The 11,501-nt window shown below is 38.8% G+C and carries 10 protein-coding genes; 7 read left to right on the forward strand and 3 right to left on the reverse strand.

Features of this window, described 5'->3' with window-relative positions:
- The first annotated feature begins 30 nt into the window (after nucleotides 1–30).
- Nucleotides 31–423: a cytochrome b562 gene (gene cybC / locus QLG01_RS11600; RefSeq protein WP_005308364.1), complete on the forward strand. Its 393-nt coding sequence runs from the start codon at nucleotides 31–33 to the stop codon at nucleotides 421–423.
- A gap of 135 nt (nucleotides 424–558) precedes the next feature.
- Nucleotides 559–1,485: a hypothetical protein gene (locus tag QLG01_RS11605; RefSeq protein ID WP_282496483.1), complete on the forward strand. Its 927-nt coding sequence runs from the start codon at nucleotides 559–561 to the stop codon at nucleotides 1,483–1,485.
- Between the two features lie 50 nt (nucleotides 1,486–1,535).
- Here QLG01_RS11605 and QLG01_RS11610 read toward each other — a convergent pair whose 3' ends face one another.
- Nucleotides 1,536–3,467 (reverse strand): ATP-binding cassette domain-containing protein, encoded by a 1,932-nt coding sequence (locus QLG01_RS11610; RefSeq protein WP_282496484.1) that lies wholly within the window; start codon nucleotides 3,465–3,467, stop codon nucleotides 1,536–1,538.
- Between the two features lie 253 nt (nucleotides 3,468–3,720).
- On the opposite strand from QLG01_RS11610, the gene QLG01_RS11615 reads away from it, so the two are divergent.
- The 4 genes from QLG01_RS11615 (at nucleotide 3,721) to erpA (ending at nucleotide 7,805) form a co-directional block, all read left to right on the forward strand.
- Nucleotides 3,721–4,725 (forward strand): putative solute-binding protein, encoded by a 1,005-nt coding sequence (locus tag QLG01_RS11615; RefSeq protein WP_282496485.1) that lies wholly within the window; start codon nucleotides 3,721–3,723, stop codon nucleotides 4,723–4,725.
- 255 nt (nucleotides 4,726–4,980) lie between these two features.
- On the forward strand, nucleotides 4,981–5,988 hold the full coding sequence (locus QLG01_RS11620; RefSeq protein ID WP_003656045.1) for a putative solute-binding protein: 1,008 nt from the start codon (nucleotides 4,981–4,983) through the stop codon (nucleotides 5,986–5,988).
- 352 nt (nucleotides 5,989–6,340) lie between these two features.
- Complete coding sequence (locus tag QLG01_RS11625) at nucleotides 6,341–7,345, forward strand: putative solute-binding protein (protein WP_151826741.1); 1,005 nt, start codon at nucleotides 6,341–6,343, stop codon at nucleotides 7,343–7,345.
- Between the two features lie 124 nt (nucleotides 7,346–7,469).
- Nucleotides 7,470–7,805, forward strand: a complete 336-nt coding sequence (erpA, locus tag QLG01_RS11630; protein ID WP_003656048.1) for an iron-sulfur cluster insertion protein ErpA — start codon at nucleotides 7,470–7,472, stop codon at nucleotides 7,803–7,805.
- A 61-nt stretch (nucleotides 7,806–7,866) separates the two neighbouring features.
- Here erpA and QLG01_RS11635 read toward each other — a convergent pair whose 3' ends face one another.
- Both QLG01_RS11635 and QLG01_RS11640 read right to left on the reverse strand, forming a co-directional pair.
- Nucleotides 7,867–8,709, reverse strand: coding sequence for an alpha/beta hydrolase (locus QLG01_RS11635; protein ID WP_282496486.1), 843 nt, complete (start codon nucleotides 8,707–8,709; stop codon nucleotides 7,867–7,869).
- A 128-nt stretch (nucleotides 8,710–8,837) separates the two neighbouring features.
- On the reverse strand, nucleotides 8,838–9,965 hold the full coding sequence (locus QLG01_RS11640) for an anhydro-N-acetylmuramic acid kinase (RefSeq protein WP_004795587.1): 1,128 nt from the start codon (nucleotides 9,963–9,965) through the stop codon (nucleotides 8,838–8,840).
- 61 nt (nucleotides 9,966–10,026) lie between these two features.
- Here QLG01_RS11640 and tyrS point away from each other — a divergent pair, with 61 nt between their 5' ends.
- Nucleotides 10,027–11,259, forward strand: a complete 1,233-nt coding sequence (tyrS, locus tag QLG01_RS11645; protein WP_191901091.1) for a tyrosine--tRNA ligase — start codon at nucleotides 10,027–10,029, stop codon at nucleotides 11,257–11,259.
- The last annotated feature ends 242 nt before the right edge of the window (nucleotides 11,260–11,501 follow it).

Genomic DNA, 11,501 nt, shown 5'->3' on the forward strand with positions numbered 1-11,501 from the left:
CACGATTCTAAATCAGTCTAGGGAGAGAAGATGATGGGTCAGAAAGTATTAGCTAGTTTGTTAATCTCATGTGCGTTTTTAGGAAGCTCTGCTGTTTGGGCAGCTGATTTAGAAACAAATATGAAAACTTTAGCTAAGAGCACTAAAGCATTTGCTGAAGCGAAAGATGCTGCTAATGCGAAACAACAACTTGTTGTAATGCGTGAAGCAGCAGTTTCTTCTAAGCAATATTTGCCGCATAAACTCGAAGGTTTACCTTCGGGAAATGTTCAGGTAAAAGAGTATCAAGCTGGTTTAGATCAGCTTGTTACTGAGATTGATAAAGTAACTGCATTAGTTGAGCAAGGACAATTAGACCAAGCAAAAACTGAAGCAATCAATTTAGTCAAAATTCGAAATGAAAATCATAAAAAATTTAGATAATTGATTTTTTATGGGAAAGGGCTAATCATCATTAGCCCTTTTTTTGTATCCAGAAAAGCATTCTGTTTAACACCTAAACTATTGGAAGTTATATTCTCTAGGCGGTACTTACTAATAACAATAGGCAATATAATTATGAAAAAGATTTATAAACTCATATTGGGTAGCATTGTTTTTGTCACTAGTGTGTTTCAATTGCATGCTGCTACAGTCCCGACCTTTTATGGCAAATTAGTATTTCATCGTTATAGTGATTATGACGCATGGGACAGTAAGCTTTATCTTTATAACTTCACAACGCAACAGACTACATTACTGGGCACAAACTGGAAAATCGACCATATGATGAATGGTCATTTTTCCTCAGATGGAAAATGGTTAACTTTTATGGGGGTTAACTCTGGGCAGCATTATGGCGATGCATGGGATGTGTATGCTTGGAAAGTGGGTAGTAGTGAGTTACCCATTAACTTAACTCAGGGAAATAATAAACGTGATGAAGATCCAAAATTCATAGATAACCAGCGTATTATTTTTAAACAAAATGGCGATTTAAAAATCGTTAAAATGACGGATCGGACGATTACTTCTGTCACTCAAAATGGTTGGGACATAGAAGAATCGATGCCTTACCCGATGGTAAATACTACCCAAATCTTGTATGCGAAAGGTGCTGGAAATAATTCTAGAGTTTTCAGTATTGATCAGTCGGGTGCCTATGATACACAACTGACCAATATTGCCTCATATTATCCAGTATGGTGGCAAGGCAGTCAGTTTTTATATGTGCGCTGGTATAGCTCAACAAATGCCCATGATCAAATCTATCTCTATGATATAGCTAATAAACAAACCACACGTTTGCCATTCAACAGCATTAATTATGATACTTCCGATCCAGCGCCTTTAGATCAGCGTTACATGGTGGTGTCTCTTGCCGGACAAACAGGTAGTCGAGGCGGTTATGATCTATATATCGCAGATAGCCAATCAAGCAATGTTTGGCCTTTACCTGTAAATAGCAATTTAAATGAATTAGGGGCTTTTTATACCCCTTATTAATTAATAAAAAAGCCGATTAAGAAATCGGCTTTTTTATTTTAGAAAATAGATTAATCAAAAGAAGCTTCCATTTCTTCTAACTCCATCATAAGTTCTAAAAGCTGCTCTTCATGTTGCTCAAGTTTAGCCTTCAGCTCAGTCTGTTCATTCATAAGTTTGAGTAAATCGTCTTTACGTGCAGCCTCATATAGAGATGTGTCTGCTAGAGATTCTTCAATTTTGGCAAGCTGTGGTTGAAGCTTCTCAATTTGAGACTCAACTTTTTCAATGTTTTTACGAATAGGTCGAGTCTGTTCACGACGGCGAGCTGCTTCTTTACGCTGTGCTTCTTTATCAACTTTAGCTGGGGCAGCAGCAGTGGTAGAGGACGAATTATTCTGAGCCACAGCAGTTTGAGCATTAATGAGTTGCTGACGTGCTTCACGTAGCCATTTTGCATAATCCTGTAAATCACCTTCGAATTCGGTACATTTACCGCCGTGTACCAATAGAAGCTCGTCACAAACACTTGCAATGAGTTGACGTTCGTGGGAAACCAGTACAACAGCACCCTCAAAGTCTTGTAATGCCATGCTCAGTGAATGACGCATATCTAGATCTAAATGGTTCGTCGGTTCATCGAGAATTAAAACGTTTGGACGCTGCCATACAATGAGTGCGAGGGCTAAACGGGCGCGCTCTCCACCAGAAAAGGTTTCACATGGCGTATCCATGCGTTCACCACTAAAGCCAAAACTACCTAAGAAAGAACGTAGAGTGGCTTCACTAATTTTTTTATCTGCTATACGAGCAAGCTGTAACATTGGAGTAGCATGCCCATCTAAAGCATCCATTTGGTGCTGCGCAAAGTAACCAATGTTAAGCAGTTCAGAAGCTTTACGTTCACCTCCTAAGAGTGGTAAATCACCAACTAAACTCTTAATCAATGTTGATTTACCTGCACCGTTCATACCAAGTAAACCAATACGTGAGGTTGGTGTAATTTGTAATCTGATTTTTTCAGCTATTTGTTTATCACCATAACCAATACTGGCATTGTCTAAAGTCAGCAAAGGAGAACTCATTTTGGTGGGTTCACGGAAACTAAATGTAAACGGCGTATCTACATGAGCGGGTGCAAGTTGCTGCATGCGCTCAAGTTGTTTAATACGACTCTGCGCCTGACGAGCTTTCGTCGCTTTTGCTTTAAAACGGTCAATAAACTTTTGTAGATGAGCACGTGTTTCTTCTTGTTTCTCAAAAGCTTGTTGTTGTTGGGCAAGACGTTCACTACGCGTAGTTTCAAATGTAGAGTAGTTTCCGGTGTAAAGCGTGAGTTCCTGATTTTCGATGTGAAGAATATGATCAGTAATCGCATCTAAAAAGTCGCGGTCATGTGAAATGAGGATGAGTGTACCTTCATAGGCTTTAAGCCAATCTTCTAACCACAGAATTGCATCCAAGTCTAAATGGTTGGTTGGTTCATCTAGTAATAATAAATCTGAACGACTCATAAGGGTACGCGCCAAATTTAAGCGCATACGCCATCCACCTGAGAAACTCTCAACATTCAAACGCAATTGATTTTCTAGAAAACCAAGACCAGCCATGAGTTGGGCTGCTTTAGATGGAGCTGAATAACCATGAATTTCATCAAAGCGGCCATGCAATTTAGCCAATTCAAAATCAGTCAGTTGATCTGGTTGAGCAAGCTTATTTTGAATATCCCAAAATTCTTCATCACCTGAAAGAACAAAATCAATTGCAGGCATATCTAAGGCTTTTATTTCTTGAGCCATATGCGCTACAGTCCAGCCTGTAGGACGAGTAAGTGAACCTTCATCGGCACCTAAACTTCCAAGTAATGCAGCAAATAATGTTGACTTACCTGCACCATTTACACCAGTTAGACCAATCTTCCAACCTGGGTGTAATTGCATAGACGCTTTTTGAAATAGAACACGTCCACCGCGGCGTAAAGAAACTTGGTCAAATTGAATCATCTTATTGTATCGAGGTGAGTTAGGGATGCTGTATTTTAAAGAGAACTGCCGATGAAAACAAAACTTTCCGGATTTTAGTGAGCAGCTGTTAATAATTACATATATCAAGACATTCTAAATTTCGCTATTCGTCCGAAATTCTCAAAATATTGAACAAGATAGAACACATTTAAAAAAATATGGCTAAAATAAAAACAGTTTAAATTTTGGTTGATTAATGAGCTACTAATAAAACTAGACTAAGGAAAGTCAAATGAAAAAAAGATTGGGGATAATTGGCGCAGCATTTTGCTGTGCTATGGGAACAGCACATGCGGGACAAAATGTGTGTGTGTTTGATTTATTAGGAAAGTCAGGTGAATCCTATAAACTGATGGAAGAGTGGGCGCTTGCAGCGAAAGAGTGGCAAGCAGATATCACTTTAATTCCATTTCAAGATGAAGCTTTGGTTGACCGTAGGCTGCGTGAAGGCAAGTGTGATGCCGCTTATATGACTTCCATGCGGGCGAGAAATTACAATAAATTTGCAGGTTCGATTGATGCGATTGGTGGAGTAACCAGTAATGCCATTGCCCAAAAAGCAATTAGCTACGTTTTAGATAAACGTAATAAACATCGTATGGTAACTGCACAAAATGGAGCCAATTACGAAGTCGTCGGGATTGTTCAGATTGGATTGGCTTATTTATTTGTAAGAGATAAAAACCTGAATTCAATTGAAAAAGTACGCGGTACTAAATTTGCTATTTTGCAATATGACACAGCACAGAAGATTATGGTGGAAAGTGTTGGCGCGCAGCCTATTCCATCAGAAATTACCGATTTTGTGAAAAAGTTTAATAGTGGACAAGTCGATGCAATTGCGGCACCAGCTTATGCTTATAAACCTTTAGAGATTGGTAAAGGGGTGGGAGGGAAAGGAGCAATGTTTACTTTCCCAGTAGTTAACGTTACGGGTGATTTAATTGCTCGAAGTGATAAGTTCCCTACAGATTTCGGTATAAAGTCACGTGCTTGGTTTCTACAGCAATTACCCCAAAACTTTGCCATGATAAAACGGCTAGAAATGGGTGTACCCTCAAAAATTAAAATGAATTTTTCAGCCGAAGATAAAACTAAATATCAAAAAATTTTACGTGAAGGTCGCCTCAGCTTAACAAAACAAGGTGTATATGATGCAACAATGATGAGTGTGCTGAAGCGTGCTCGTTGTACGGTTGAAAGAACTAATTTTGAATGTACCCTTAATGGAGAGTAGTTTGTTTTTTAAACACAAAAACGCTACATATATTTCAAAGCTGAATATGGGTATGAAAATTGTGAATATAAAAAGTAACTTACGGAAACTTAGTGATTTTTACCACTAATAAATAATTTAAATTGAACAAACAATGGTTCAATTAGATAAAAATATTTGAGTAAAAGCTCTATTTTTTTCTAAAAAACATGATTAATATCTGTCTTTGAAAGGAAACTTCAAACAAAAAATCTGTTCCGTGGAAGGATGAAGAAAATGAAAAAAATCGTACTTGCTATGGCTGCCGCTTCTGTTGTTGGTTTTTCTGCTTCAGCGCAAGCAGCGAGTACCGTATGTGTATTCGACCTCTTAGGAAAAGCAGGCGACTCATATAAAATGATGGAAGAATGGGCTCTAGCTGCAAAAGGCTGGGGTACTGAAATTAACTTAGTTCCTCGTCAGGACGAGGCTGTTGCTGATAATGATTTTAAAGCGGGTAAATGTGATGCTGTAGCAATGACAGCAATGCGTGCACGCCAATATAACAAATTCGCAGGATCTATCGACTCACTCGGTGGTGTTCCAAATAACCAAATCGCTCAACGTGCAATTACTTATGTATTAGATGCGCGTAATGCAGCAAAAATGACCACTAATATGGGTGGTAAAAAATACGAAGTTGCTGGTATTTCTCCGCTAGGTTCAGCATTCATTTTCGTACGTGACAAAAACATCAACTCTGTTGAAAAAGCTGCGGGTAAAAAATTCGCCGTGTTAGGTTATGACGATGCACAAAAAATTATGGTGCAACGTGTAGGTGCTCAAGCGGTTCTTTCTGATATTTCAAACTTTGCCGCGAAATTTAACAATGGTCAGGTAGATATGGTAGGTGCGCCTGCTTATGCTTACAAACCATTAGAGTTAAATAAAGGTTTAGGTGCAAACGGTGTAATGTGGAACTTCCCTGTACTACACGTTACAGCAGATCTAGTATTACGTTCTGATAAATTCCCAGCTGGTTTTGGTCAAAAATCTCGTGATTGGTTTGTTAAACAGTTACCTAAGAACTTTGCAATGATCAACCGTTTAGAAGCGCAAATTCCTGGCAAATACAAAATGAACTTAAGTGCAGAAGACAAACTTAAGTATCAAAAAATGTTGCGTGATGGCCGTATGGACTTAACTAAACGCGGTGTTTACGATGCAGGAATGATGTCTGTATTGAAAAAAGCACGTTGTTCTGTAGACAAGGCTAACTTTGAATGTTCAATGCCTGGTGAATAATCTTAATTTCTTTCAGAAAGCCTAGACCTAGTTCTAGGCTTTTTGTTTTATATGTGCTGTCAATTCTGCCATTGTGGTTAGTTAGAAAGACGTTAAGCTAAATTTAGATAAAAACTTCATAAGGAAACATGAAGGTATAAAAATGGATCAAGGACTTGAGTGATTAAAATAATTGCTAATAGATAGGTCAATCGCTATCTATTTTTCATGGAAATAAAATCATAAAAGCAAATAGGGTCTATACAAATATTCCATCATGATTTTTATATGAGGCCTATCCGATTCATACCTGATCGGTGTGAAATTTCTTGGTATCGAAAAACAAAAACTCCACAAGGAAAGGAAAAAGAATATGCAATTTTCCAAAATTCTATTACTTGCGATGGGACTCACCACAGTTTCTTTTGCAGCTCAGGCTAAACAAACAGTATGTGTTTTTGACTTCGTTGGTAAAAATGGCGATGTCTATGCGCTGATGAAGGATTATCAACTTGCCGCGAAAAACTGGGGAGCTGATATTGAACTTAAAGTAAACCAAAATGAAGCCGTGATTGCTGAAGATTTTAAAGCAGGCAAATGTGATGGTATTAGTGTGTCAGGGATGCGTGGCCGTCAGTTTAACTCATTTACTGGGTCATTAGACGCAATCGGGGCCATTCCTGATCTCAAGCTTGCTGTAAAAATCATGCAAGGTTTAGCGAGTCCAACTTTTAGTAAATATATGGTTAATGGTCGCTATGAGGTTGTCGGTGTTATTCCAGTTGGTGATGCTTACCTTCTAGTAAACGATCGCAGCATCAATACAGTAGCGAAAGCCGCAGGTAAGAAAATTGCTGTTCTTGACTATGATGAAGCACAAAAAATTATGGTTCAGCAGGTCGGGGCACAGGCGGTTAGTGCTGACGTCACAAATTTCGGTGCGAAATTTAATAACCATCAAGTTGATATTATTGGTGCGCCAGCAGCAGCATTTAAGCCTTTAGAGCTACAAAAAGGTTTAGGAACAAAAGGTGCGATCGTGAACTATCCGATCTTACAGGTCACAGGAAATATTATTATCCGTCCTGATAAGTTCCCCGCTGGTTTTGGTCAGAAATCTAGAGAATGGGTTTCAGGTCAGTTACCACGTGCCTTTACCATCTTGGGTAAAATGAAAGCTGATATTCCACAAAAATACTGGATGGATGTTCCAGCAGCCGATAAACCAGGTTACCAAAAGCTCATGCGGGAGTCTCGAATTAACCTTACACAACGTGGTGTGTACGATAAACGCATGATGAAACTCCTTTGGCAATTCCGTTGTAAACAAGATGCTAAAAACTTCGAATGTGGCTTACAGGACGAGAATTACAAATAATCTTGATAAAAATACTCAAGATTCGCTTTAAACTTCGAAGACAGACCCTATATTGATTATGCTATACTCAATATAGGGTCTTTTTTATTTTGAAAGGCACAGCAAAATCCGAGGAACAATCATCATGAATGCCCAAGCTCTAGTTTTGACAGATAATGCTGCCAATAAGGTACGCCAACTCCGTGATAGTGAAGGGAATGACGATCTCATGTTACGTGTATATGTAACAGGAGGCGGGTGTTCAGGGTTTTCGTATGGCTTCAATTTTGCTGAAAGCGTAAATGAAGATGATGCAGAATTCGTAAATGGCGATGTAAAAATGCTTGTTGACTCACTTAGCTATCAATATTTAATTGGCTCAGTGGTTGACTATGTAGAAGGTCTTGAAGGGTCACGTTTTATTATCCAAAACCCGAATGCGACAACAACATGTGGTTGTGGTTCTTCGTTCTCGATTTAAAAAGAATTTTAAAAATAAAAAAACCTCTCTATTTTGAGAGGTTTTTTTATTGGCCAGATCATTATTTTTCACGGACAGATTCTAAAAAGTATTGCACCAGTTCAGGTGCATTCTGATATGGAATCCAATGCGATGCATCCATAAAAACTGCGTCATAACTATTTTTAAAATACTGTGAGTTTAGCTCGGCACTTTTTTCTGTAACGGCAATATCATGTTTACCCCAAATAAAGAGAGCAGGGACATCTATGGCTTTAAACGGATTTTGAGGCTTGTCCCAAAAAAAGCCACGATACCAATTCAACGCCGTAGATAATCTATTTTCTTTTATAAACTCAGCTTCGAATATCGTAATTTGCTCTTCGGTCATACCTGATGACTTAAGAAACTTACGGCCCAATTTAGGTATCTTTTTAAATAAAAGTTCGGGCAGAATCGGTAGCTGAAAAATTGCAAAATAATAAGATTTAAAAAGTTGTCTGCTGCTTAAACAGGCTTTTAGAAAAGCAGCTTGATGGGGTACAGAAACTAAAGTGAGATGCTGAATATTTTGTGGATACTTCATCGCAACGCCCGAGGCAATTGCCGAGCCCCAGTCGTGCCCAATTAAATAAACTGGCTGACCAAGCTGCTCAATTAAACTTGCCACATCCTCTACAAGTTCACTCAGTGAATATTGAAATCGGCTTTGAGGCCTAGCATTTAAACTATAACCACGTTGATGAATCGCAAGCGTTCTAAATTGATGCTGATGCAATAATTCAGAGGTTTGCTCCCAACTATGAGCAGTTTCTGGAAAACCATGTAATAGAACAACGAGTGGACCATCTATAGGGCCTGAATCAATCACATCGAATGTCCAAGCCCCACGTGTGTATTGAGAAATACGTTTAGTCAGATCCATACAAACATGCCTTAAATTATTTTTGTCGGCATTTATCATGAGTTTTTATGCTCATTTAAATAACAGCATTTCGGGTCAGTAAATGTGCTATGAGGTCGAATCTAACCAATCAAATCAATAAGTAGTTTTTATACTACTGTGATCGTACCTAGAATTCTGAAATCCGAAGCACCTGTTACTGCTGGTAAATTACCACTTAAACCATTTACAAAACGCATTGCTAACCATGCAAATGCTGTAGCCTCAACCCAAGTAGGGGAGAGCCCTAAAACATCTGTAGGTTGAACAGACCAATTGTGCTTACGAAGACGCCAGCGTAATTGCTCTAATAAATAAGAGTTATAAGCACCACCGCCACATACATATACTTCACCTGTTTCCATCTCAGAGCGATAAATCGCTTTTTGAATGGCACGCACAGTAAGCTTTAATAGGGTAGCTTGGATGTTTTCAGGTGTATCTTCTAACTCATCGTAAGTTAAATCATTTCGCCAATCGATTAACTGATCATCTAACCAGTCAATATTAAAGTCTTCACGACCTGTGCTCTTAGGGGGTTCTTTAGAAAAATACTCATGCGCATGAAGACGATCGAGTAACGAGCGAATAGGATGACCGTAAGCTGCCCAGTCACCATTTTCATCATATGGATGGCCTGTATGACGATGGCACCACGCATCCATCAAAATATTTGCAGGACCTGTATCAAAACCAAATACGCCGTCAGCATTATTGGCAGGCAACATACTCACATTAGCAATACCACCCAAATTCAAAATCACACGATGAATACTTGGATGTTGAAATAGTGCTTGATGGAAAGCTGGAACCAATGGTGCGCCTTGACCGCCTGCTGCCATATCTCTACGACGAAAATCTGAAACAACCGGAATCTGAGTGATTTCAGTAATGATGTTGGGATCACCAATTTGTAAAGTAAAACCATGTTCTGGACGGTGACGAATGGTTTGTCCATGCGACCCAATTGCTTTAATTTGACTACGATCTAACTGGTTTTTTTCAATGAGAGTATTAATGCCATGACCAATCATTTTGGCTAGAGCAACATCAGCTTTACCCATGCGGTCAATTTCATTGTCATCAGGCAAAGTTAACGCCATAAGCTCATCACGTAACTCGGGTTCAAATGGAACTGTAAGAGTAGCATGAAGTTGTAGTGGCTCAAATGAAGCCGCAACAATATCCACACCATCCATACTAGTGCCAGTCATTACGCCGATATAGATTGCGCTCATATGCAACTTCCCCTGCAAGACGCTGAAAAAATGTTAGTATATCGCACAAATTGAATAACTGATGTGTTTAGGTTTTGTGATGTCAAATTTCTTGCCCGCCGAAGAACAGCTTGCCCTCATCCAACGAGGCACGCACGAAATTATTTCAGAAGAAGATTTACTGAAAAAGCTCAAAGAGAATCGTCCTCTTAAAATTAAAGCTGGTTTCGATCCTACAGCACCAGATTTACATTTAGGACATACGGTTCTTATTAATAAATTAAAAACTTTCCAAGATTTGGGCCATGAAGTTACCTTCTTAATTGGTGACTATACAGCCATGATCGGTGACCCAACTGGTAAAAGCGCGACTCGTCCCCCGTTGTCACGTGAACAAGTAGAAGCCAACGCTAAAACTTATCAAGAACAAGTTTTCAAAATATTAGACCCGAATAAAACAAAAGTACGTTTTAACTCAGAATGGTTTAATCAAAAGTCTGCTGCTGACCTTATTCAGTTAGCAAGTCAGCAAACTGTATCTCGTATGTTAGAGCGTGATGACTTTACTAAGCGCTATAGCAACCATCAGCCAATTGCAATTCATGAGTTTTTATATCCTTTAGTTCAAGGTTATGACTCAATTGCGCTTGAAGCTGACGTTGAGTTAGGCGGTACAGACCAGACCTTTAACTTACTCATGGGTCGTACATTACAAAGCCGTTATGGCCAAGAATCCCAAGTGTGTATCACTGTGCCGATTCTAGAAGGTTTAGATGGCGTAAATAAAATGTCTAAATCTTTAGGTAACTATATTGGTGTATTTGATACACCAGGGGCAATGTACCAAAAAGTATTATCAATGCCAGACTCTTTAATTGAACGCTATTTCGATTTATTAAGTTTTAAATCTCTGGATGAGATCAAAGCTTTATTAGATGAAATTGCTGCTGGTCGTAATCCACAAGAAGTAAAGCGTATTCTTGCACTTGAGTTAGTTGAGCGCTTCCATGATGCAGAAGCTGCCGCTAATGCACATAAAAGTGCTGGCAACCTTATTACAGAAGGTGAAGTACCAGAAGACACCCCCGAGGTGACTATTTCGCGTGGTGAGTTTGGTGGAGAAATCTTTATTGCCACGATTCTACGTGTAGCTGGATTAAATCCGAATGCTGCAGCTGCAAAAGATGCAGTAGCTCGTGGTGCAGTAAAAGTTGACTGGAAAGCTGTTGATGCAGGTTTCGCTGTAAAAGAAAACGGTACTTTCATTATTCAGTCAGGTAAAAAAGCAATTGCACGTGTAACGTTCACTGACTAAGAATGTTCTGTAGTGATAAAAAGCAGGAGTAATCCTGCTTTTTTTATTTAAGAATCAAAAAAACAATTCAACGTTCCACGTGGAACAATTTATAGATCAGTAATAATGAAAAGTAATCAAAGCAAATAACAAGATAGAGCGAAATATAGCTTGAGAGTAGAGCATTTGCTCTAATATTTCTTTGGAATCTTTGGAATCTTTGGAATCTTTGGAATCTTTGGAATCTTTGGAATCTTTGGAAT

Source organism: Acinetobacter sp. V89_4 (assembly GCF_029967875.1).
GTDB classification, from domain to species: Bacteria; Pseudomonadota; Gammaproteobacteria; order Pseudomonadales; family Moraxellaceae; genus Acinetobacter; species Acinetobacter oleivorans.